At 67.0% G+C, this 23,625-nt stretch carries 16 protein-coding genes; 7 read left to right on the top strand and 9 right to left on the bottom strand.

Annotation, left to right across the window (positions count from 1 at the left end; translation table 11 throughout):
* Positions 1-297: 297 nt before the first annotated feature.
* Positions 298-2,982, top strand: coding sequence for a fibronectin type III domain-containing protein (locus ACE37B_RS14340; RefSeq protein ID WP_409924002.1), 2,685 nt, complete (start codon positions 298-300; stop codon positions 2,980-2,982).
* A 69-nt stretch (positions 2,983-3,051) separates the two neighbouring features.
* Positions 3,052-3,990, top strand: a complete 939-nt coding sequence (locus ACE37B_RS14335; protein WP_409924001.1) for a DMT family transporter — start codon at positions 3,052-3,054, stop codon at positions 3,988-3,990.
* Between the two features lie 43 nt (positions 3,991-4,033).
* Here the strand turns inward: ACE37B_RS14335 and ACE37B_RS14330 are convergent, their stop codons facing one another.
* On the bottom strand, positions 4,034-5,584 hold the full coding sequence (locus ACE37B_RS14330; RefSeq protein WP_409924000.1) for a GGDEF domain-containing protein: 1,551 nt from the start codon (positions 5,582-5,584) through the stop codon (positions 4,034-4,036).
* A gap of 176 nt (positions 5,585-5,760) precedes the next feature.
* On the bottom strand, positions 5,761-7,131 hold the full coding sequence (locus ACE37B_RS14325; protein ID WP_409923999.1) for a TrpB-like pyridoxal phosphate-dependent enzyme: 1,371 nt from the start codon (positions 7,129-7,131) through the stop codon (positions 5,761-5,763).
* Between the two features lie 54 nt (positions 7,132-7,185).
* Between ACE37B_RS14325 and ACE37B_RS14320 the strand changes: the two genes are divergently transcribed.
* The gene (locus ACE37B_RS14320) at positions 7,186-7,779 is read left to right on the top strand and encodes a hypothetical protein (RefSeq protein ID WP_409923998.1); all 594 of its coding nucleotides are present in this window, start codon (positions 7,186-7,188) and stop codon (positions 7,777-7,779) included.
* A gap of 49 nt (positions 7,780-7,828) precedes the next feature.
* Here the strand turns inward: ACE37B_RS14320 and ACE37B_RS14315 are convergent, their stop codons facing one another.
* Genes ACE37B_RS14315 through ACE37B_RS14305 form a run of 3 tightly spaced genes read right to left on the bottom strand, consistent with a single transcriptional unit; the run spans position 7,829 to position 14,328 of the window.
* Positions 7,829-10,894: a UPF0182 family protein gene (locus ACE37B_RS14315; protein ID WP_409923997.1), complete on the bottom strand. Its 3,066-nt coding sequence runs from the start codon at positions 10,892-10,894 to the stop codon at positions 7,829-7,831.
* An 11-nt stretch (positions 10,895-10,905) separates the two neighbouring features.
* Complete coding sequence (locus ACE37B_RS14310; RefSeq protein ID WP_409923996.1) at positions 10,906-13,062, bottom strand: DivIVA domain-containing protein; 2,157 nt, start codon at positions 13,060-13,062, stop codon at positions 10,906-10,908.
* A 42-nt stretch (positions 13,063-13,104) separates the two neighbouring features.
* Entirely contained in the window at positions 13,105-14,328 is a 1,224-nt protein-coding gene (locus tag ACE37B_RS14305) for a S16 family serine protease (RefSeq protein WP_409923995.1), read from the bottom strand.
* Positions 14,329-14,431: 103 nt separating this feature from the next.
* Between ACE37B_RS14305 and ACE37B_RS14300 the strand changes: the two genes are divergently transcribed.
* Entirely contained in the window at positions 14,432-14,641 is a 210-nt protein-coding gene (locus tag ACE37B_RS14300) for a hypothetical protein (RefSeq protein WP_409923994.1), read from the top strand.
* Positions 14,638-15,225, top strand: coding sequence for a HEAT repeat domain-containing protein (locus tag ACE37B_RS14295; protein WP_409923993.1), 588 nt, complete (start codon positions 14,638-14,640; stop codon positions 15,223-15,225). Before ACE37B_RS14300 ends, ACE37B_RS14295 begins: the two co-directional genes overlap by 4 nt.
* Before the next feature lie 87 nt (positions 15,226-15,312).
* Here ACE37B_RS14295 and ACE37B_RS14290 read toward each other — a convergent pair whose 3' ends face one another.
* Positions 15,313-15,744: a GNAT family N-acetyltransferase gene (locus ACE37B_RS14290; RefSeq protein ID WP_409923992.1), complete on the bottom strand. Its 432-nt coding sequence runs from the start codon at positions 15,742-15,744 to the stop codon at positions 15,313-15,315.
* A 105-nt stretch (positions 15,745-15,849) separates the two neighbouring features.
* Here ACE37B_RS14290 and ACE37B_RS14285 point away from each other — a divergent pair, with 105 nt between their 5' ends.
* Positions 15,850-16,758, top strand: coding sequence for a PAC2 family protein (locus tag ACE37B_RS14285; protein WP_409923991.1), 909 nt, complete (start codon positions 15,850-15,852; stop codon positions 16,756-16,758).
* Positions 16,759-16,835: 77 nt separating this feature from the next.
* Here ACE37B_RS14285 and ACE37B_RS14280 read toward each other — a convergent pair whose 3' ends face one another.
* Genes ACE37B_RS14280 through ACE37B_RS14270 form a run of 3 tightly spaced genes read right to left on the bottom strand, consistent with a single transcriptional unit; the run spans position 16,836 to position 22,272 of the window.
* Positions 16,836-17,531 carry an NUDIX hydrolase N-terminal domain-containing protein gene (locus tag ACE37B_RS14280; RefSeq protein ID WP_409923990.1) on the bottom strand — a complete coding sequence of 232 codons (696 nt, stop codon included), beginning with the start codon at positions 17,529-17,531 and terminating at the stop codon, positions 16,836-16,838.
* Between the two features lie 20 nt (positions 17,532-17,551).
* A complete protein-coding gene (locus ACE37B_RS14275; protein WP_409923989.1) occupies positions 17,552-19,870 on the bottom strand; it encodes a [protein-PII] uridylyltransferase in 2,319 nt (772 codons plus the stop codon).
* Complete coding sequence (locus ACE37B_RS14270; RefSeq protein ID WP_409923988.1) at positions 19,867-22,272, bottom strand: RNA polymerase sigma factor; 2,406 nt, start codon at positions 22,270-22,272, stop codon at positions 19,867-19,869. Before ACE37B_RS14270 ends, ACE37B_RS14275 begins: the two co-directional genes overlap by 4 nt.
* An 87-nt stretch (positions 22,273-22,359) precedes the next feature.
* Here ACE37B_RS14270 and ACE37B_RS14265 point away from each other — a divergent pair, with 87 nt between their 5' ends.
* Positions 22,360-23,613: an ABC transporter substrate-binding protein gene (locus ACE37B_RS14265; protein WP_409923987.1), complete on the top strand. Its 1,254-nt coding sequence runs from the start codon at positions 22,360-22,362 to the stop codon at positions 23,611-23,613.
* Positions 23,614-23,625 lie beyond the last annotated feature (12 nt).

Here is a 23,625-nt window from a genome sequence, read left to right as displayed (position 1 = left end):
AGCGGTTGCACTGACCGCACCCTGTGCAACTCTTGTCCGCACTGCCTCAAGCTGGATCGTAGAATTGCCGAAGCACGATGCGGATCGTGCGCGCAAAGCGCGGAGGGCGGAACACCGATGAGCGGACGGACGATGACGGCGAAGAACGCGGTACAGCGCCACGCGACGACGAACAGCCACGCAACGACGAACAGCCACACGGCGAACCGGTCGGGCGAGCGGTCGCCGAGCGGGTTGCCATCGTCCACGTCGCGTCGGTCGACTCGACGCCGGGCGCTGTCAACCGCGATGTGTGCGGTGGCGCTCACGTCGACCATGGCGCTCAGCGGTGCTCCCGCCGCCGCGGCCGACCCGATCCCCGACACCGGCCTGCCAGCGCAGCCGGTCGCTGCGAGCCCAGTGGTGTCCGAACGCACCGAGATCCTCGCCGCTGGTGTCGTCGGCGAGAACTCGAACAACGACTCGTTCCCCAACACCAACATCCGTGTCGCAGCGATCGCCGAGTACGACGGCATGATCTTCGTCGGTGGCAAGTTCACCCAGGTCGAGATCGCATCGACACGTCAGCGATTCGACCAGCCGTTCCTCGCTGCCTTCGACCGCGAGACCGGCGCCTGGATCGACACGTTCCGACCAACGCTCGACGGCAACGTCTGGGATCTGAAGGTCACCGACGATGGCCGACTCATCGTCGCCGGCCAGTTCACCAACGTCAACGGCGAAGCCAACACCCGCGGCGTCGCCGCGATCGACCCGGTGTCAGGCGCTGTCGTCGCGAACTGGCGCGTCAACCTCACCCTCACCGGGAGCACCCAACGTCCGATTGCCCGGGCGCTCGACATCGAGGGCGACTTCCTCTACATCGGCGGCAACTTCACCCGCATCACCGGCACCAACGGCGACACCAAGAACACCGGCCGGATCGCTCGGGTCAACCTGGCGACGGGCAACGCCGACGGCGCGTTCTTGCCCAACGTCGATGGGATCGTGTTCGACGTCGACGCCACGCCCGACCGCGTCTACGTCGTCGGCAATTTCTTCTACGCCAACGGGGTGTGGTCGATCGGCATGGCGCCGTTCTCCCCGAACAACGGGCAGCTGATCACCGGCCTCCAACCGTGGGTCCGCACCTACACCCAGAACGTGTTCAACTCGTACCAGCAGGCGATCCTGTCGCTCGGCGACGAAGTGTGGCAGACCGGTTCTCAGCACAACACGCAGGCCTACCGGACCTCGGACTACCAACTCCTGCGGAGCTACGTGACGCACCCGTGGGGTGACGGCCAGGCCCTCGCCGAACTGAACGGGGTGGTGTACCAAGGAAGCCACGCCAACGGCGACACCTACTCGTATGCCGACACGATCTTCTTCCCGGCGCTCACCGGCTGGACCTCGCGGCTCCCGACCCGATGGATGGCGGCGTTCGATGGCACGATCGGCGCCAGCCACGATCAGTACGACTGGTACCCCCAGATCGGGACCCAGCGCGGCGAAGGCTCCTGGGAACTGTTCGCCGACTCGGTGGACTGTCTCTGGACCGGCGGCGACTTCAACCGCGGCAGCTTCGACGGCAACGTCGCCCGCTACGTCGGCGGGTTCGCCCGCTTCTGCGCCACCGACACCACGCCGCCCGAACCGCCGACCAACCCGACCGCCGAGCTCGTCGGCGACGGCGTGAACCTCGCATGGACGGGTTCCGTCGACGATCGTGGCGGTCAGGTCCGCTACGAGATCCTGAAGAACGACTCGGTGTTCGCCTCGTTCATCTCGATCCAGACGTTCCGCGATCCGAACGGCACGGCCGACGACCGCTACTTCGTGCGGGCGATGGACTCCACGGGGAACCGCTCCGCGACGACGCAGGTGTTCCGAGCCGATGACGGCCCCGACACGACACGGCCGACCACGCCCGGCGACCTCGCCGCCGACATCGAGGCCAACGGCGACGTCACGCTCACCTGGACGGCGTCGACCGACAACCTGGGTGTCGTCGGCTACCGCGTCCTGCGCAATGGCGCTCAGATCGACGAGGTCGTCGACATCACGGCGACGATTCCGACGCCGGCCGCCGGCGACCATTGGTACCAAGTACTGGCCTTCGACGCTGCCGGCAACCAGAGTTTCCGGACCCCGCCGGTCCAGGTCACCATCGACGCAGGGGACACAACAGCACCGACCACGCCACAGGATCTCGCAGCCGACATCGAAGCCAACGGCGACGTCACGCTGATCTGGACGGCATCGAGCGACGATGTCGGCGTCGTCGAGTACGACGTCTACCGCAACAACGTCGTGATCGCCACGGTGCCCGGACCGACCACCACGATCACGGCCCCGGCGGTCGGCGACCATTGGTATCAGGTGCGAGCCCGAGACGCTGCGGCCAACGAGAGCTTCAAGACCCCACCGTTGCGGGTCACGATCGCTCCCGACCCGGCGGTCGACACCTCCGCGCCCACCACGCCACAGAACCTCGCAGCGACACTCGACGGCAACGGTGACGCCGTCCTCACATGGACCGCATCGAGCGACGACGTCGGTGTGGTCGACTATCTCGTCTTCCGCAATGGCGTCGTGATCGACACGGTGACCGAGGCGACCGCGACGATCCCGACGCCGGCGGCAGGCAGCCACTGGTACCAGGTCCGGGCCCGAGACGCTGCGGGCAACGAGAGCTTCAAGACCCCACCGATCGAGTTCGTCGTGGAGGGCGCCGATTCGACGCCGCCGACCACGCCGCAGAACCTCGCCGGAGTGGTCGAGGCCAACGGAGACGTCACCCTCACCTGGGGCCCGTCGGCCGACGACGTCGGCGTCGTCGACTACGTGGTGTACCGCAACAACGTCGAGATCGTGCTGGTCACCGATCCGACCGCGGTGATCCCGGCCCCAGCGGCGGGCAGCCACTGGTACCAGGTGCGAGCCCGCGACGCGGCGGGCAACCAGAGCTTCAAGACACCGCCGCTGCGCATCGACATCTGAGCACGACCCGAGGGTGGGTCCCTGCGCTTCGAGCTGGGTCGTCGACGGGTCGGTGAGTAGCCTCGCCGCGTGACCGCGACCGTCGAACAGCGAGTGGACCCGCGCGAGGTCCCACGCGGCCTCGTCGGTGCCGGCATCGCCGTAACGGCATGGTCGACAGGAACCATTCTCGCCAAGTATCTCGACATGGACGCGCTCGCGATCGGTGCGTACCGATTCGGGACCTTCTTCATCCTGCTCGTCATCTGGATGCGCGCCCGAGGCGTCCGTCTCGATCTCGGCATCATCCGCAAGTCGATGTGGGGAGGCCTGGCGTTGGGGGCCGACATCGTCCTGTTCTTCTCGGCGGTGAAGGAGACCAGCGTCGTCAATGCGACGATCATCGGCTCGTTGCAACCGATCGTGGTCGGTGTCATCGCGGCGCGTTTCTTCGGCGAGAAGATCCGGGTGAACGACGCCATCTGGTCGATCGTGGCGCTCGCCGGCGCGTTCGTGGTCGTGACGTCGGCGGCCAACGACGACATCCGCAGCCTCCGAGGCGACCTCCTCGCGGCGGGTGCGATGTTCTCCTGGAGCGCCTACTTCATCGCGTCGAAACAGTCGCGTGGCCGGATGTCTTCGACGGAGTTCACCGCGGGCACCTCGATCTGGACCGCGGCGATCTGCATCGCGATCGGGTTGCCGATCGGCCAAGACCTGTCGTTTCCGAACGCGTCCAACTGGGGTTGGTTGGTCGTGATGATCATCGGGTCGGGCATCGTCGGACACTCGTTGATGAACTGGTCGTTGCAGCGAATCCCGCTGTGGGTCGGCTCGACGTTCACGTTGTTCATTCCGGTGGCGTCGACGGCGCTCGCCTGGCTCGCGTTGGGCGAGACGATCACCTGGCTGCAGGCGCTCGCCATGGCCGCCGTCATCGCGGCGCTCGCGATGATCGTCATCGGACAGACGAAGTCCGTTCCGGCAACGGTGGCCGAGCCCGCTCCCGTCGAACCCGCCAGCGGATGACCTCAGGCTGGCGCTGTGACGTCGGCGAGCGCTCCACGTTGCGTCAGATGGTCGGAGTCGGCCCGTCGATCACGCCATCGGTCAACCGTGCTCGTGAGCTGAGCGCCGATCGCCGTTCCTTGTCGGCGTACGCCCGGAGATCCGCAGCGGTCATCAGTTCGTCGAGGTCACCTCGACCTCGGCAGTCGACGAGACCCAGACTGAAGTCGGGCACGATCACTTCGGCGATGCCGTCGACATCGAGCGTGAGCGTTTCGCTGCGGGCTTGCTCCAGGTAGGCGTGCACGACATCGAGCGGCACCTCGGCGGCGGCATGGAGCGCCAGCAGGAACTCGTCGCCGCCGAGCCGAACGACGGCGCCGCGACCGCCCGGCGTGGCGGCGGCGATCGTCTCGACGATGCGTTGCAGACGTGCACTGACCTCGACCAACACGGCGTCGCCCGATGCATGTCCGTAGACGTCGTTGACCATCTTGAACCGGTCGAGGTCGACCATGACGATGACATGATGCTCGAGGCCGCTCGCCGAGAGCGCCGACCTGACCGTCTCGTCGAGGGCGTGGCGATTTCCGACGCCGGTCAGTGCGTCGCGAAGGGCGAGGTCGGAGAGTTGGCGAGTCGCTCGGCGGACGGCCCACAGTCGCGCCACGCCGACGGCAGCGACGACGATCGCGACGGCCATGAGACCGATGGCCGCCATCTGGAGCCGTCGATCGGACTCGATCGCGGCGTCGAGCTCGGCAACGGCAGCGTCGAGTTCGGCGTCGAGGACAGGATCGACGACCGCGACGACGTCGGTACGCACGTCGTCCACCATCGCCAGCAGTTCGTCGGTCGCCAGCGGAGGCGGCGCAGTCGATTCCCCGAACTCGCGCATCCAGTCGTCGAAGCCGACCAGCTCACTCGTGGCGATCAGTTCCTCGACCGCGGCGGTCTCTGCCGGAAACGCCGATCGAGCGTTCTCGATATCGAACCACTCGGACTCCGACAACGGTGCCGGCGGGTCGGCGGCGAGCCAGCCCCCATCGACACGAACGACGTCGAGCACGACCTCGTGGAGTGACGTCAGCTCGGGATCGATCGGGAACGACTCGACGTCGGCGAGCGCCACGAGTCCCTCGACGAGGATGTGATCCGGCAAGGCCGCAATGAAGCCGAGTTCGTTGAGCGCATCGAAACGCGTCGCTGCAGGCACCGACTCATCCGCCCAGCGCACGGCTTCGACGGCCCAGTAGAGCTCGACGAGATCAGCGTCGGTCGCGCTGAGGGCGATGTCGTCGTCGAGCGCCTCGACGACGACGGTGGCTCGCGTCGCTGCCGGCCCGTCGGTCGCAGCGACCTCCACCAGTGTCTGGTAGGCGACACGAATCCGATCCGCCGCCGACTCGCGGCGCTCGGCGGGCGCGTCCTCGATGCCGAAGCCTTCGAGCATTCCGGCGATCAGCAGATCGAGTCCGGCTCGCTCGAGGGACCATCGAGCATCGATCAGGCGGTCTTCGTCACGCACGTTCGTCAGTTCGCGCTCGCTGGCTTCGGAGTTCGAGGCGACATACGCCCACGAGCCCGCGGCTGCCAACAGCAGCGCGACGACCACGCCAAGCCATCCGGTCCTCGACCCTCGCCTCGATTGCGCCGCCCGCATCAGACTGTCATCGACAGCTGGGGGCCGCAGCTCGACTCAAGGCTGGCTCAACATTTCACCCGACGACCACTGCGAGCAGCGATGCCTCGCAGTGTGCAGCTGGAACCCGCGGCGACCAGCCGATGAACTCAGGCGAGAACGGGCACCGATTTCATCGCCTCGGCAATCGCCGAGTCGGGCAGGTCGTAGTCGACCATCTCGCCGCTCAGGTACTTCTCATAGCTCGCGAGGTCGAGGTGACCGTGGCCGCACAGTGCGGTGAGGATGACCTTCTCCTCGCCGGATTCCTTGCATGCCAGCGCTTCGCGGACGGCTGCCGCGATCGCGTGGGTCGGCTCCGGCGCAGGAACGATGCCCTCGGTCTTGGCGAAGTCGATCGCCGCGGCGAAACACTCGCGCTGCGGGATCGCGATCGCCTCGACGAGGCCCTCTTCGTAGACGTGCGACACGAGCGGCGCCATCCCGTGGTAGCGCAGACCGCCGGCATGGATCGGCTCGGGGATGAAGCTGTGACCGAGCGTGTGCATCTTCATCAACGGTGTCATGCCGGCGGTGTCGCCGAAGTCGTAGCGATACTCGCCCTTCGTGAGCGTCGGGCAGGCAGCGGGCTCGACGCAACGGATCGTCGGGTTCATCTTGCCCGCCAGCTTCTCGCGCAGGAACGGGAAGGCGAGGCCGCCGAAGTTCGAGCCGCCACCGGTGCAGCCGACGAGGAGATCGGGGGTTTCGTCGATCTTCGCCAGCTGCAGCAGCGCTTCTTCGCCGATGATCGTCTGATGCATGAGTACGTGGTTGAGCACTGACCCGAGGGCGTAGCGAGCTTTCGGGTCGGCAACGCACATGGCGACCGCCTCGGAGATGGCGATGCCGAGCGAACCGGGGTGATCAGGGTTCTCGGCGAGCAGCGACCGACCGAACTCGGTCAGCTCCGACGGGCTCGAATGCAGTGTTGCGCCCCAGATCTCCATCATCGTCTTGCGGTGTGGCTTCTGCTGGTACGACGCGGCGACCTGCCAGATCTCGCACTCCATCCCGTACTGCGCGGTGGCGAACGCGAGCGCACTGCCCCACTGGCCAGCGCCGGTCTCGGTCGTCAGCTTCGTGATGCCTTCCTGATGGTTGTAGTAGGCCTGCGGCACGGAGGTGTTCGGCTTGTGCGAGCCAGCCGGGGAGACGCCTTCGTACTTGTAGTAGATGCGCGCCGGGGTGTCGAGCAGCTGCTCGAGCCGCTTCGCCCGGAACAGCGGACTCGGACGCCAGATGTTGTAGACGTCGAGCACCGCACCCGGAATGTCGACGTAGCGCTCGGTGGTGACCTCTTGTTCGATCAGCGCCATCGGGAACAGCGGTGCGAAATCGTCGGGGCCGGCTGGCTGATGGGTGCCCGGATGCAGCGCCGGCGGTGGCGGCGTGGGCAGATCGGCGACGATGTTGTACCACTGCGTCGGCATCTCCGACTCGTCGAGAAGGATCTTCTTCGGGGTGTCGTATCCAGCCATCTCCGAACAGTAGTCAGCTACATTTGTCCCAGGTACATCTGAGAACAGGGATTCATGGGACTCTTCAACAAGCGCAACGAGGCAGCCGAACAACTCTCGGCACTACAGGCCGAGCTGCGTCAGGTCTACGAACGCCTCGACGCAGCCGATGCCGCAAAGGCCGATCTGGCCCGACGGCTCGAAGACCTCACGACCACCGTCACGACGCCCCCGGCCGAGCCCGCACCGGCGCTCGTCGACGAACGCCGACTCGGCGACGTCGAACAGCGGCTGTCAGCACAACTCGACGCGTTGTCGGCGAGCGTCGACGATCAGCGAACACATCTCGCCGACCTGGCACTGGTCGCTGGCGACACCGCCCGCAAGACCGACGACATCGCACAGCTCGCGGAGAAGATGGCCGCCATCGACGGACGCGTCGACCGGGTCTCGGTCGAGCTCACCAATCAGCTGACCGAGATGGGCAACGAACTCGACGAGTTGCACCGACGCAGCACCGAACTCGAGATCGGCGTGTTGGAGCAGCGGCTCGACGACGTCACCTCCGGCCAGGAGCGCTTGGCGAACGAACAGGCACGCTACGAGATCCAGTTCCGCGAAGACCTCGCCGAGATCGCCGAACGCTTCCGCCGCCCGACCGTTCGCTGAGCGGTCGACACCGGCCGACCGCTGGTCGACTGACTGCCCTGTTGCCGTCTCAGTTGCCGTCGTCGCTGGCCTCACCGTCGCTGGCGTCGTCGTTGGCGTCGTCGTTGGCCTCGTCGTTGGCGCCGTCGTTGGCGTCGTCGGCTGGCTCCTCGGCGTCTGAGCCCGTCTCGCCGCCGAGCGTGGCGGCCAGGCCGAGCGTCGAGATCGCTTCGTCGATCAGGGCGTTCGCTTCCTGGATCCGCGCCTGGTACAAGCCGAGATCGCCCGACGACAAGGCGTCGTCGGCAGCGAGGAGCACCGAGTCGATCTGCAGCAGGATCGCTTCGGCGTTGTCGTCGAGCACGATCGCGGTGTCACCGCCGTCTTCGGTGGGATCCGCAGGCGCGAGGTCGTCGCTGTCGTCACTGACCACGACACCCGACAACCGATCGCCGGCATCACCGTCGAAACCGGGGAACAGCTGTGCGAGCGCTCCACCGATCGTCTCGGAGATGACCGACCGCTCGTCGTAGGTGACGATCACGCGGCGGTATTCGGTGGTCTCGGTGATCCGACGACTCTCCTGCGCCACGCTGACGTAGTACGGCCTGACGTAGATCAACCCGTCGGCGACCGGCACGGCCTGGAGGTCACCGAAGCGAACCTGGGTGCCACCGTCTTCTTGGTTGTCGAGCGAGATGCGTCGCGAGATCTCGGCGCTGGACTCGGCACTCGAGGCCACACGGAGTGGGCCATCGGGCAGCTGCCCGTCGGCACCGGCAGCGACCTCATAGGTGATGAGGCGACCGTACGTGTCGGGTTCGGAGGAGGCGACCATGTACGCCTGCAACTGCGTGCGCTGATCGGCCGTCGAGAACTCGACGAAGGGCCGGAAGATGACGAACTCCTCGTCGCGGGGCTCGCCTTGCTCGCTGGTGTCGAAGTAGGTGTAGTACGGGGTGAAACGCTCGGTGTTGGACTCGCGTGCGAACGTGTTCGACGCCGCGGTCGGCGTCGCGGTGGTCGCCGGCGTCGACGACCGCGCGTTCGGGCTGATGCCGGGAGCCTGAGCGACCGACCACGCCCCCTGACGCTCGAAGAACAGACCAGGGTCGATGCGGTACTTCGAGTACCGGTCGGTCTGCACCCGGAACAGGTCCTCCGGGTAGCGCAGGTGCTCACGCAGTTCGGACGGCATCAGTTCGAAGTTGGTGAACAGGTCGGGGAAGGCGCTCTGCCATGCCTGGATGATCGGGTCGTCGGGGTCGATCACATAGAGCGTGACCTCGCCGGTGTAGGCGTCGACGACTGCCTTGACGCTGTTGCGGATGTAATTGTCGCTCGCCGACAGGCCCGAGTTGCTCGAGAGTTGCACGTCACCGACGCTCTCGGAATACGGGTACCGAGACGTGGTGGTGTACGCATCGACGACCCAGACGGCTCGACCATCCAGTTCGGCGGGATACGGGTCGGCGTCGTAGCTGAGGAACGGCGCCAGCTTCTCGAGGCGATCGTTGACGCTGCGCACCCACAGCATCTGCGAATCGCTGCTGATCGCACCGGACGCGAGCAGGTTGTAGTCGAGGAACGCCAGAGCGAACGCGGCCCGTCGAACGATCGAGCCGACGCGCACCCCGAGGTCGCCTTCATAGGTTTCGTCGGTGGTGCCGTCGCAGGGGTCTTCGCGCACCTCGGTGTTGGTGATCGCGTAGCCGGTCAGCGACGGGCTGAAGTAGAGCTCCGGGCGATCGAGGTCGAGCAGCTGATACGCGGGACGATCGTTGGCTTGCACGATGCTCGCCGGGGCCGTGATGATGCCGCAGCCGTGCGTGTTGATCAGATGGAGGCCCTGCCAGCTCCGGTTGGTCACACCCGTGAGATCGAGTTCGAGCGCGGCGACCAGCGTCTGCTCCGGGCCCGCCTCGGGGGTGAGCCCGAATTCGTAGCGGTCGACGTCGAGGTCGTCGATGGTGAGCCCGGCCTCGTCACCACGGTCGAAGATGAACCGGTTGAGCATGCGCGCCGGGTTCAACAGGCGCACGTTGTCGAACGCCTCGATGTCGGACTCGACGTCGGCGGCGGTCAACGGCTGGAATTCGACCTGGCGGACCTCGACCTCGGCCAGTCCGTAGGCCTCACGGGTCGCGAGGACGTTGCGCTCGATGAACTCGGCTTCACGGGTGCCCTGGTTGGGGTTGACGACGAGCCCTTGCACGGCAGCCGGATAGATGACACCGCCGACGATCGACACGACGAACCACAACGCCGACGCGATGACCGGCAGTCGGAACGAACCGGTCTTGGCGACCGAGAAGTACAGCAACGACGTCAACAACGCGATGAGGATCAGCAGCATGATCGCAGGGATCTGCGCGTTGACGACCGAGTACGTCGCTCCTTGCACGATGCCGGTCTGTGCGTTGGTGAGCTCGTAGCGGTCGAGCCAGTAGTCGCCGGCCTTGAGTACAGCCAGCACCGCCAGCAGCACGGCGACATGGGTCTTGGTGGCAGCGCTCACCACCGGTGCGGGCGACACGAACACGACCCCGCCGTTGAGGACGTGCGCAGCGATCGTCAGGAGCAAGACGATGACGACGGCGGCGAACATCCAGTCGAGTACGAAGGTGAGGAACGGCAGCTCGAACACGTAGAAACCGACGTCGTTGCCGAACTGCGCATCGGCGATGCCGAAGTCCTGCGAGTTCCGGAACAGCAGCCACTCTTCCCATCGAGCGATCGCCGGGATCGCCAGCAGGATCGCGAACAACAGCGCGACCAGGTAGCGGAGCAACCGCAGTCTCCGGCCGAACACTTCATGGAACCGCTCGACGTACGGGTGCACGTTGGCCGGAAACGACTCCGGCGCCGTCCTGTCGGCCACGAACAGGTTGATCCCGGCGAGGATGGCGAAGATCAAGAAGAACCCGACGAACAACACCACCTTCGCGCCGATCACGCCCCAGAACACGTCACCGCGCCCGAGCGCGTCGTGCCAGAGGAAATCGACGTAGAACCGGGCGATCGCCCGGCCGAAGAAGAGGACGAACAAGAACAGACCGCCAAGAGCGATCAGGACGCCACGGCCGGTGAAGCCGCGACGTGGCAAGTCGACCGGAAGGTCAGAGGAGCGCCGCATCGACGCAGATCTTACGGGACGGCGGGAAGCAACATGCAGCGGCACCCTGGATGGGCGGGGGCAAATGTGTCACCCGTCGGGAACGCCTGCCCAGCCGCGACGGGGCCTTCCAGCGCGTTGTCGTCGCAGTCGGGGCACGAACCGTGGCGCGGGTCCGGCGTCCAACACACGAGCGCTCCGGTTGGGGTGGCTGCGAGAAGCCCATGGCCGTGCGCGGCGCGCAAGATGTCGTCGAGCTGTTCGTCGATGTGCTGGGTCTTCCACTCGCGGTAGACGGAGCGGACCATCTTGGTGATGGCCGTGCTGTCGGATGCGCCGTCACGGATCGCTCGATCGAGGCGGTCGCGCAGCGGGCCGACGAGCCACTCCCTCATCATCGCCGACGCCTGATCGACCGAGGCGCGACCGTCGGCTTTGGTCAGGCGGGCGGTCCGGGTCGGACTCGCGATCTGTGCACCCGCATTGGCCGCCATCAACATGTCGTCGGAGATGGCGCTCGCGTACCGGTGACCGTGTTCGTCGGCCGATGGCAGGATCTGATCGAGCGAGGTGATGGCGTCGTTGCGACGAAGTTGATCGAGGACGTCGTTCTGCTCGTCGGCGAGCACCCGCTTGAGTTTGCGCGCGCTGGCGACGATCAGCGGTGTCAGGTCGGCGTCGCGCTGCTCGAACTCACTCGCCTCGACAACAGTCGCCTCGACATCACTCGCCTCGACGACGAGCATCTCGTCGTCGATCTCGGTCGGAATCGCCGCTCGGGACGCTGGGCCAGATGAACTCGCCTCGGTCGCGAATCGGTCGGGATCGGCAACGTCGTGCTCGCCCAACAGGTGCTCCGTCGCCACGATGGGAACGCCTTGCGCCGGCTCGGCCGCGCCGGCATCGTCATGTCCGGCTTCGTGATGTCCGGCTTCGTCATGTCCGGCATCGTGATGTCCGGCTTCGTGATGTCCGGCATCGTGATGTCCGGCATCGTGATCGGGGGGCGCAGCCGCACGCTCGGCACGGCGGAGCCGAGCGAACAGATCCACGACGACGTCATCACGCACCGGCTCGACCTCGAGTTCGGCCTCGGTCTTGGTCTCGGTCCCGGTCCCGGTCCCGAACACGGCCTCGGTCTCGGTCTCGGACTCGGACTCGGTCTCGGTCCCGAACACGGCCTCGGTCTCGGTCTCGGACTCGGTCTCGGACTCGGTCTCGGTCTCGGTCTCGGTCTCGGTCTCGGACTCCAGCGCCGGTGGGGATTCGGACTCCACCGTCTCGAGTACGCCATGAGGCTCGTCCTCGAGTCGGTCGTCGACCGGATCCACCTCGGCCGGATCCACCTCGGCCGCATCCGCCTCGGCCGGATCCACCTCGGCCGCATCCGCCTCGACCGGATCAACCTCGGCCGCATCCACCGGCTCCGGCTCGACTGATGTGCGTACGCCATCGGGCGCGCTCACCTCGTCGGGCTCGCGGGAGTCGACGCGGGCGACCATCACCGGCACCGGGCCGGTGGTCGGCTGGAGGTTGACGTATTCGTCGGGCTCGCCGATCGGTTCGAGTTCGGACACGACGTCGACGGCCACCAACCGGGCACGCTCGAACGCCTGCATCAACCGATCCCGTCCGTGGATGAGCTGTTCGATCTGCTCTCGGGCGAGCTCGCGCCGACGAGCGAGTTCGGTGAGCACCCGCTCGCGATATGCACGCGCCTCGTTGACCATCTCGCGGCCCTGCTGTTTGGCCATCGAGAGTTCGGCTTCGGCGTCGTTCGCTGCGTCGGAGCGTCGACGTGACGCTTCGATCTCTGCTTCCTCGCGACGCCGGGCAGCCTCGTCGCTCGCCTCGTTGAGGATGCGGGCGGCGGCCTGTTCGGCCTTCTCGCGGATCTCGGTGGCGCTCTCTCGCGCTGCGCTCAACACGCGGGCGGTCTCGTCGCCGACGAGACGCATGAGGGTCTCGTCATCGAGTCGCGCCGTGTCGAGGTTCGGTGATGCCTGCGCACCACGCAACTCTCGTTCCAAGAAGCGTTCACGCTCGTGGAGACGCCCGAGTTCGGCGGCGACCATTCGCAGGAAATCCCTGACCTCGCCTTGATCGAAACCGCGGCGGCCGGTCGAGAACGTCGCCTCGGCGACCTGCGACGGCGACGCCGGATCGGGACGTGAGAAAGACATCGCCATCACTCCAACGCTACGCGTCCCAGTAGGTGAGATGGTGGAGGGTCATGCGGGTTCTTGGCCGACGGGAACCAACGGGTCACCGCCGAGCAACCGCAGCGCTTCGAGCGCCTCGCCGAGGTTGGCGACCGGCACCAGCACCACGTCGCCGCCCGCCACCTCGTTGAGGCATTCCCAACGACACACCGAACCCGGCTCCTCGTCGGGGGCAGGGTCACCGAGCTCGAACTGCGATGCCGGGATCAAGAACACCTCGACGCCGTGTTGCTTGACCGCGCTGACCTTCTGTTTGAGCCCGCCGATGGGTCCGACGTTGCCCTCGAGATCGATCGTGCCGGTCACCGCGACGTTGCGTCCGCCTGTCAACTCCCCGACGGTGAGTTCGTCGATGAGCGCAAGCGTGAACGCGAGACCCGCCGACGGGCCTCCGATCGCGCCCGAATCGATCGATACGTCGAAGGGCAACGCCACCGTGGCCGTGTCGAAGGGACGGAAGCCGATGAGCGTACGATCGGGCTCGTCAGGCGAGGCCGACAGCTCGACCGTGACGTCGAGTTCGCCGACCTCCGGACGCCGGATCTTCAGGTCGACCGTGTCGCCGGGTGCGAGCCCGTCGAGTTCGGCCGACAGCTCGTCGAGCGTCGACACCGGCACACCGGCGACCTCGAGGATCGTGTCGGCCGGATCGAGCTGCTCGTCGGCGGGGAACCGCTCCTCGCAGTCGGGACTACCGATGCTCGGCACGAGACACAGCACCTCCTCGACGACGACCTCGCCACGCTCGATCGTCGGCTCGTACCCGGCTGCAAGCAGCGCGACGTATTGCGCCTCTTGCGTTGCGGTCCGCATCTGCTGCAGGCTGATCTGGCGGTTCTGCGTCGGGGTCAGGTTGCCGAACTTGCCCTCAGGTGTGAGCGGGTCGACGACCTCTTCGGTCTGGCCGATGAGCCACGACAGCACCGACTGGTCGGGCGCGCTGACCGTGACGAAGAAGAAGTCCCCGTCGGTCTCGTACACGTCGACGTCATCGGGCAGGTCGTTGTACACGACTCGGTCGTTGACCGACTCGGTCGATGCCGGAATTCGGGCGAACGGGGCCGGTTCGACCTCGTCGCGGAACGGATTGTCGGCTCGAGCGAAGGTCTGCGCCGGGATGATCACGGCAACGGTGACGGCCGACAGTACGAGCAGGGAGATCACTGCGAGACCGACCGCCCACCACCGCTGGCGTGGTGCGACGAGTACGATGTTGTTTGTTGTGTCGGTCACGGATCTCACTACTCAGGCCGGGTGGATGGCAGCGCTGGCCATTGCCGCGCTGGTGTTCGCCGGCTGGCGAAAGAATGCCAGAGCGATGCCACGAACGCCACGCGTGGAACCCAAGTTTCGTCGCCCGCGCGTGCCGATCGGCATCGCCGAGGCGACCGTGCCGCTCTACAAGCGACCGAACATCTTCCGACGCGTCTGGGCCGCTGTCGCCAGCGCTGGCATCGCCGTCGTGATCGGCGCAGTGCTGGCGATCGTCATCGCGTTCGGTTCTGCGTACGTGGTCATCACACTCACCGACTTGCTCAAGTCGTGAACGCTCGCCGTCGCGCCGTTGCGGCTGCCGGGCACACCGGCGATGTCGGCACGGCGCGTGCTGCGCTCGGCGACCCCGACCCGTCCGTTCGAGCGACAGCGCTCGGGGCCCTCGAACGACTCGGCGTGCTACGCGACGACGAACTCGCCGCGTCGTTCGACGACCCCGACCCGGGTGTCCGGCGACGAGCGGCCGAGGTCGCAGCCACGCACCGCGAGGTCGACCTGACACCGTTGCTCCACGACGACGACGACCGGGTCGTCGAGGTCGCGGCGTGGGCATGCGGCGAGCACGAATCGAACTGTGATGAGGTCGTCGAACGTCTGGTGCACCTCGCGACGACCGCCGAGGATCCGTTGGTACGCGAATCGAGCGTGGCGGCGCTCGGCGCGATCGGTGACGACCGCGGCCTCGACGCGATTCTCGCTGCAACCGCCGACAAGCCAGCCATTCGTCGTCGCGCCGTGCTCGCCTTGGCCCCCTTCGACGGCGCTCACGTCGACGACGCGATCGAACGAGCGCTCGACGACCGCGACTGGCAGGTCCGCCAAGCCGCCGAGGATCTGATCCGCGCGTCGAGTTGAACCCCGCCCGGGCCCGGCACCGGGCCAGGGCGTGTCCGGTGTCGAGGTCCGGTGTCGAGGTCCGGTGTCGAGGTCCGGTGTCGCCGCTCAGAAGTCGTAGCGGTACAGGTTCGTCTCGCGGATCTGGAAGCCGATGCGCTGGTAGAGGCGGTTCGCGGCTTCGCGCGACGGGCGACTCGTCAGGCTGACGTTCTTCGCGCCGCGTCGTTGCGCTTCGTCGAGCGCCGCTTCGTTCAACCGTCGACCCAGCCCGTGACCGCGTGCGTCATCGTCGACCACCACGTCCTCGATCCACGCCTTCAACCCGGTCGGGATGAGATAGAACGCCAGCGTCAGACTGCCGACGATCACCTCGTCGACCCGAGCGAGAAACACCACCGTGTCGTCGCCGTGCACGAGCGCCGACAATGCCTCGGCGTCCGGCGGTGGCGACGACGACGACAGTTGCGGAATCAGTCGGGCGAAGGCGTCGACGAGTTCATCGTCGACGGTCGTGGCGATCTCGATCGTGCTGGACACGACGACGACGATACGACGCTCAGAAGACTCCGCGCATGACGATCACCCCAGGTCCGTCACGCCGGCCCGTCACGCCGCATCGCGGTGGCCGATAGCGTGACGCAGGTGGGAACCGAGCACGTGCGATGGAAAGCGGAGACGACGCTCGAACGCCCCGTGCTCATCGCCGCATTCACCGGCTGGAACGATGCGGGTGACGCAGCATCCAGCGCCCTGAGCACGATGATCGAGTCGTGGGGAGCGAGCGCGCTCGCCGACATCGACCCCGAGCCGTTCACCGATTTCGCGACCGTTCGGCCCCAGGTTCGCCTCGACGCAGAACGCAACCGCTCGATCGTCTGGCCGACCGTCGGCGTCTGGTCGGCGTCGCTCCCCGGCACCGATGTCATCTTGCTCCTCGGACCGGAGCCAGCGCTTCGCTGGCGGCTGTTCTCCGAACAGATCGTCGGGATCGCCGAACGCTTCGGCGCCACGATGGCGCTCTCGCTCGGAGCGCTGCTCGCCGACGTCCCGCACTCGCGAGCGGTGCCGTTGATCGGCACGGCGACCGACACCGACCTGATCGACCGGTTCGAACTCGAACGATCGCACTACGAAGGCCCGACCGGCATCGTCGGGGTGCTCCACGATGCGCTCCAGCGAGCCGGGTTTCCGACGGCATCGTTGTGGGCCGCGGTACCCGGATATGCGTCGCAGGTGCCGTCGCCGAAAGCGGCGATGGCGCTCGTCGATCGAGCGTGCTCGATGATCGGCACGCCAGCGCCGTTGTCGTCACTCGCTCGTGGCGCAGCCGCCTACGACGCACAGGTCGCCGCGTTGATCGGCGACGACGACGACATGGTCGACTATCTCGAACGGCTCGAGCACGCATCTGACGAACAGTCGCCCCGAACCCCCGGCCACGAGGACGGGCCGATTGCCGATGCCGCGGACGAAATCGATGTCAGTGATGTCGACCCCGACGCGTTGATGGACGAAGTCGAGCGGTTCCTGCGCGACAACACCGACGACTGAATCGACGACTGCACCGACGAGTGCATCCACGAGTGCATCCACGGCGGCATCGCGGTCGAGCAGCCCCGACGCGAGGGTCAGTCCGGCGTACCTCGCCACACGTTCGGCCGCACCGGATCGAACGTGGCCGGCCCGAGATCCCCGTCGATCGCGGCGAACGCCATCGGACCCCACCAAGCCGCGCCAGCTGTCGCCTCGGGCAACGCCTCGCGCGCGAACCAGCCCACGTCGCCGGTCTCGAGCGGATGCGGTGTCAGCGTCCCGCCCGTGGCACGACAGTGGAAGAGCAACATGTACATGCCGAAGCGGCTGAACCCCATCCGCTGTCCGTCGACCACGCCGAGCAGACGCTCGACCGTGCACTCGATCCCCGTCTCCTCACCGACTTCTTTGACGGCGACTTCGGCCGGCGAATACCCGACGTCGGCCCAACCGGTCGGATACAGCCAGATGCCCGAGTCCTTGCGTTGGACGAGAAGAATGTGGTCGTCGTCGTTGCCGACGATCGCGCCGATCGCGATCTTCGGCGTCACGTATCCGGGAACGCCTTCGCCGATCGATTCGAGCCACTCGGCGACGAAGTGATCGGTCTCGCGCTCCACGGCGACGGCGTCCTCGGCCTCCGCTGCAGCCGCCTTGATGTCGGCGGCGACGTGCAGCACCTCTTCGTAGCGCTCGCGTTCGTACAGATTCTCGGTGAAGGCCATGCCGGTGCGAGCGATCCCTGCGAGGGTTTCGCTCCATCGGGCCAGGTCTCGTGCGTCAGCAACCACGAGCACAACCTACGCGAAGGTCATCGCACCGCGTGCAGTAGTGCCTTCTGGATTTCCTTGCGGTGCGGTGCGCTGGTGACGAGGCCACCGGCGCGCGTGCGCACGTAGAACGTGTCGACGACTTCCATGCCGATCGTGTGCACGGTGGCGTGGCGGATGTCGAGGCCGAGTTCGGCGAGCGCTTTGGTGATCCGGTGCAAGATGCCGATCTTGCTGACCGCGCGCACCTCGATCACCGTCGCGTTGCTCGAGCCGCCTTCGATGAACTTGACCTTCGGTGGCCCCGGCATGTCGGCCTGCGTTCGCCGACGACGTCGATAGGTCTTGGCTCGCTCGACCAGTCGGGCTTCGATCGCGAGTTCGTGGTCGAGCGCTTTGCGCAGGTCGGCCTTGAGCGATCGCCAATTGATCTCGCCGGCGGGCGCGCTGACCCGGAACTGTGATGCCGCCATTCCGTGCTCGTCGGAGTGAGCGCGCGCGGTGAGCACGTCGAGGCCGTGCAACGACAGCACCCCGGCGACCTGACTGAACGAGCCCGGGGTGTCAGGGCTGACGATCGTGACCAGATCACCATCGCGTGTCAGATCGACCTCGCCGAGCGCCATGCGCTCCAGGGTCGCCTCGTCGGGAAACAGCCGCCAGGTGACCTCCGAGGCGTTGCCGCCTCCGAGGACGTGGCGAGTTCGAGACACCAATTCCTCGACGAGTTCTTCTTTCCAGCTGCCCCACGCCGACACGCCGGTCGCCTTCGAGTCGGCTTCGGTCAACGCGTGCAACAGTTCGAGCTTGTCGACCGAGCCGACGAGTCCGGCGACGAGATCGATCGTTGCGGCATCGGTCAGATCGCGACGCATCGCCACGTCGGGCAGCAACAGATGATGCTCGACCATCGTGACCAGCGCGTCGACGTCGCCGGGTCCGAATCCGAGCCGTGGTGCGATGTCACGCACCATGTCCATCCCGACATCGGTGTGATCTCCGGGGTAACCCTTGCCGATGTCGTGGAACAGCGCGCCGATGACGAGCAGGTCGGGTCGAGCCACGCCGTCGGCGAGTTCTGCTGCGTTGGCCGCTGCCTCCCACAGGTGTCGATCGACGGTGAAGCGGTGGTACGCGTTGCGCTGTGGCTTGGACCGCACCGGCTCCCACTCCGGCAAGAACCTCGACACGAGCTCTCGTTGATCGAGCGACTCGAGCACCTTGATCGCCCGATGGCCTTCGAGCAGGAGTGCGACGAGTTCGTCGCGTGCGCCGACCGGCCAGGTGCCAGGCCACGGCTCGATCTCGGCGTGGAGGCGATCGAGTGTCGACCGTGCGATGCGGCAGTCGTTGCGGGCGGCTGCCACTGCGGCCTGCAACGCGAGCGTCGGATCGGCGACCGGGTCGGCCGACTCGGCGAGGCGGATCTCTCCGCCCTGCAAGAGGACGCCCGGAGCAATCGCTCGGTCGGCGGGACGGTCGTGATCGACCGCTCGCGACCAGGTTTCGTCGCAGACCCACGACACACGGCGACCCGCTGCAGCGACGTCGGCCATCAACGCGTCAGCATCGGACCAGCCGCCCACCGTCGCAATCGCGTCCTGGTCTTCGAGGCGCATGATCTCGCCGGGGCGCCCGGTGGCCTGGTGCAGGGCGACGCGAGCTCGCAACAACGTGTCGTAGCAGTCGTCGAGCGCGGTCAGGTCGTCGTCGATGACGTCGAGACCGCTGGCGATCGCCCACCACACCGTCTGCACGTCCCGCAATCCGCCGTGCCCGGCCTTGAGGTCGGGTTCGAGTCGGTACGCGACGTCAGCCGAGGCCGCCTGGCGCTCGTGCATGCGGCCATGGAGCGCCGTCAGATACGTCGATCGCTGCACCTCCCACGATGTTCGACCTCGGTGGATGACCTCCTCGGCGAGCGCTCGATCACCCGCCAGGAATCGAGCGGTGAGCAACGCCGTGGCCGAATCGAGATCACCGTCGACGAGGTCGAGTTGTTCGTCGACACGACGCACCGCGTGGCCGAGCTTGACCCCGGCATCCCACACCGGATACCAGATGGCACTGGCGATCGGCTCGATCTCCTTGGCGACCTTGCGCGGTTTGGCGTCGTGCACGAGCAGGAGATCGAGGTCGCTGTAGGGCGCCAGCTCGCCTCGTCCGTACCCGCCCGCCGCGAGGATCGCCACACGGCTGTTCGTCGGGCACGTTCGCATCGCCGCTTCGAACAGGCCGATGACCCACTCGTCGGTGATCGTCGACAGCGCCTGGCAGTACGCACGGCCACGGCGTGGTTCGGGCGACGCCGGATCGATCGCGGCAGCGACGAGCTGCGCTGATCGATCGTCGGGAGTCACTGCGCCAGATCGACGGTGAGCGCGAGGACGGCGATGCGAACGCCGTCCCTGTCGGACGTCGCTCGGAGAGGGAGGTTGCCGTCGGCGGTATCGATCATGAGATCATAGACGCCGAGGCCGACTCCGAGATTGTTGTCGTAGCTCGGCGAGCGGGGGCCGTCGATCGAACTGTCGAAGACAGCGTCGCCACCGATCGCCTCGTCGCCGATCACCAGCGCCTCAGGTGCGAAGCCGCGCTCACCTTCGAACGTGAGCAGCGACACCTGTGCGGGTGCACCCTCGACGACGGGCACCGGGAAATCGGCGTCGTACTCGAATCGAGGTTCCGGCGCGATCCACTCGAACGGCCGGGTGATCACGCGCTGCGCTCTCGGCATCGCCGGATCGTCGTAGACCACGACCAGTGACCAGCCGGCGTAGGAGCCTTGCACCTCGACCGACTGGACGTTGCCGACGAGGTAGTCGCCTGCACCGCCCGCTCTGACGATGTCGGTCACGTCGGCCGACCCGAGGTACTGCGTGGCGTCGATGTCGCCGAGCGAAACCCGGTCGGCGGTGACGGTGACGACGTCGCCATCGGGGCGCACCACGGTGACGTTCGCGTTGCGGCCGTCATCGGGTACCGACTGTTGGCGCTCGTCGAGATCACCCGACCAGTACAGGTGTGCAGCGGTCACCGTCGACTCTGGAGAGAGCTCGAGCGTCGCCGTCGACGAGTTGACGAGGCCGAAGCGCGGGGCGGCGCCGACGAACTCCATCGGCACGTCCCAACGATTCACCGCGTCGCCGACACCGGCGCGAACGTCGCCGCAGTCGATGTCGACCGCAACAGCTGAAGTCTCGGAACACGACATCAGCGTGTTGCCGATCATCTGGATCCCACCGCGCGCCACCGAGTGGTGGACCAGGTCGGCGAGCGAGGAGATCGCCGTCTCGAAGGGCTCGCTCAGCAACTCGCCGCTGACGGTCAGTCGACCGACGACGCTGCTCTCGAGTCCGAACCGCATCGTGAGTTCCAACGCACCGTCGGCGGGAACGACGACGTTGCAGAACGGCGAGTCGTCGGGCGGGTCGATGCAGGTGGCGTCGCCCTCGACGAGCGCCTCGAAGACGACGCCACGGGGCAGCACGGTCTCGACCGATGCCTCGGTCGGCGAGTCGTTCGTGTTCGTGATCAGCAGATCGAGCGTGCCCGAGCCTCCAGCCAACACGGGGGCGGGAGCAGAGACCGACACGGCGAGTTGTGCGGCGACGGGTGCAACCCCGAGCGGGCGAAGTCCGGGCTCGACGAGCAGTTCGATGTCGTTGCGCGGACCGCTCACCGCGGGACGCAGATCGACCGTCGTCGTCGTGGCGGAGTCGGTCGCGTCGCCACCATCAGTCGGGCCGGGCACCTCACGGGGATCGATGTCGGTGGTGTCCGCTGGGGGAGGCTGCGTGATGGTGGCGAACGTCGAAGCGTTGTCGAACGGACGGCGGACGAGGAACACCGCACCGACCAGCACCACGACGACCGCGGCGACGGCGCCGAGCATCGTGGCGCGCCGGACGCGACTGGAGCGGTCCGACGACAAGACGTCGGCGCCGAACGTGCGCGTCGCCGTCCCGATCGCTCGGCGTTGCTCGTCGACGCTCACACCGGTGACCCCCGGCGAAACGGCGGGAGGGAGCACTGCGTCGATGGCCGAGATCATCTCGACGAGGCGTCGACTCGAGGCCCCCTCATCGCTGGCGAGGTGCACCTCGACGCGACCTTCGTCGTGGCGAGGTAGGGCTCGGCGAACATAGCCGCCGAGCAGCGGGACGAGCTTGGCGACATCCGCGTCGAGCGGGCGGGCGGCGACGTACTCCAAGAGGAACGCGTCGATGAGGCCACGCTCGGCGGTGTGCAACAACTCGGCGACGTCGATGGCGGTCCGCCCGACGAGTGGGGAGATCTCGGCGGCGGTCAGCCGCTCGACGTGGGTGTGCCACAGCACGGTCTGCCACGGCTCCGGGAGACGAGCGAACGCAACGGCGAGCAGCATCTCGTCGGTCTCGTCATCGAGATCATCGAGATCATCGAGACACACCGCTCCGTCCCGGTGCTCACGGTTCTGGTCACGGTCCTGGCCGTTCGACCGTCCGCCCGGGCCGTACTGGCCACCCGACAGTGCAGCGAGCACACGGGGCCGAAAGGCGCGGACGGCGGGGTCGCCTTCCGCGCTGTCGTCGCCGCGCTCGATCGCTGCTCTGAGGTCGGCGAGACGCTGGTCGATCATGCGGCGGGCCCGACGGCCGCGGACGATCGCTCGAACCGACGGCACGTGTCGCCCCGTCAGCTCGTTCCATGCCGCGTCGCTACCGCTGCGCACGGCGCCGACGAGTTGTCGATCGCTGGGAAGCGTAGGGATGCTGGTCATTCGGAAACCTGTCAGGGCTGGATCGGCCATTCGAGACGGTTTCTTGAATGAAATCCGCCGGTCTCCCGACGGCGGTACCGTGATCGGATGCGTGCGCAGCGGTGGATCAGCCCGGCGGTGGCGTCGGCATTGATCGTTGCAGCGTGCAGCGGCGGCGATCCTGTCCCGCCCGACTCCACTGTAGCGACGACCACCACCCTCGCTCCCGCGGAACGAGACAGCGACGGGGTCTTGCGCCTCGGAGCCCTGCTGCCCCAGAGCGACACGCGCATCGGCAGCGCGCTGCTCGATTCGATCACCGCCGCCGTCGCCGACGTCAACGCCGCCGGCGGGGTCCTCGGCAACGACGTCCAACTCATCACCCGCAACGAAGGAGAGAGCACGACGGCCATCTCCGACGCTGTCGTCGCGCTCATCGACGAGGGTGTCGACGCGATCGTCGGGCCGTCGTCGAGTGTCACAGCCGTCGCTGCGCTCGACGACACCGTGCGCGCTGGCATCGTCACCTGCTCACCGACCGCGAGCGCCCTCACGCTCGACGATTACCCGGACCAGCGCCTCTTCTTCCGTACGATCGCCAGCGATTCGCTGCAAGCCGTGGCGATCGCGGACGCCGCCGAACGCACCGGTCGCCGCGACGTGGCCATCGTCCACGTCGACGATGCCTACGGTCGCCCGTACGCGGCCGAGGTGTCTGCCGCGCTGCAATCCCGACCGCTCACACAGGTCACGACGATCGCGATCCCCGTCGGCGACGACGACGTCGACGACGACGCATTCGAACTGGCCTCGAGCGGCGCCTCGGTTGCGATCATCGTCGCTTCGCCGAGCGACGCAGCCCGGTTCCTGACCGCCCTCGGCCGCCAGGAGTTCGAGTCGTTGAGCAACATCATTCTCAACGACCAGGTCCGAGATCCTGCGACGGCTGCGGTGATCGCCGGGTTGCCGGACCTGCTCCGATTGCGGATCACCGGCATCGCGCCACAGATCACCGTGATCGACGACACCGGCGGCGACGACGAATCGCCCTTCGCTCCGTTCGCGCCGCAGGCGACGGACTGCGTGCACCTCGTCGCGCTCGCCGCCATCCAGGCCGGCACCGACCTTCCCGAGGCGATCGCCAGCCAGATGACCTCGGTGTCCGACGGCGGCACCCGCTGTCGGACCTTCGAGACGTGCGCGACCAACCTCGGCGAAGGCCGCCAGATCGACTACGACGGTCCGACCGGACGAACCGAACTCAATCGAGAGGGCGAAACGGTCCAAGCCATCTTCGAGACGTTCCGCTTCGACGAGTCGGGAACCGCTGTGGTCGTCGACCGCGTGCCGGCTCGACTCTGAGCCGCGCCCGAC

Source organism: Ilumatobacter sp. (assembly GCF_046290335.1).
Classification (GTDB): domain Bacteria; phylum Actinomycetota; class Acidimicrobiia; order Acidimicrobiales; family Ilumatobacteraceae; genus Ilumatobacter_A.
The sequence above is the reverse complement of the archived record's forward strand: the minus strand, read 5'-3'. Positions and strand labels throughout refer to the sequence as shown.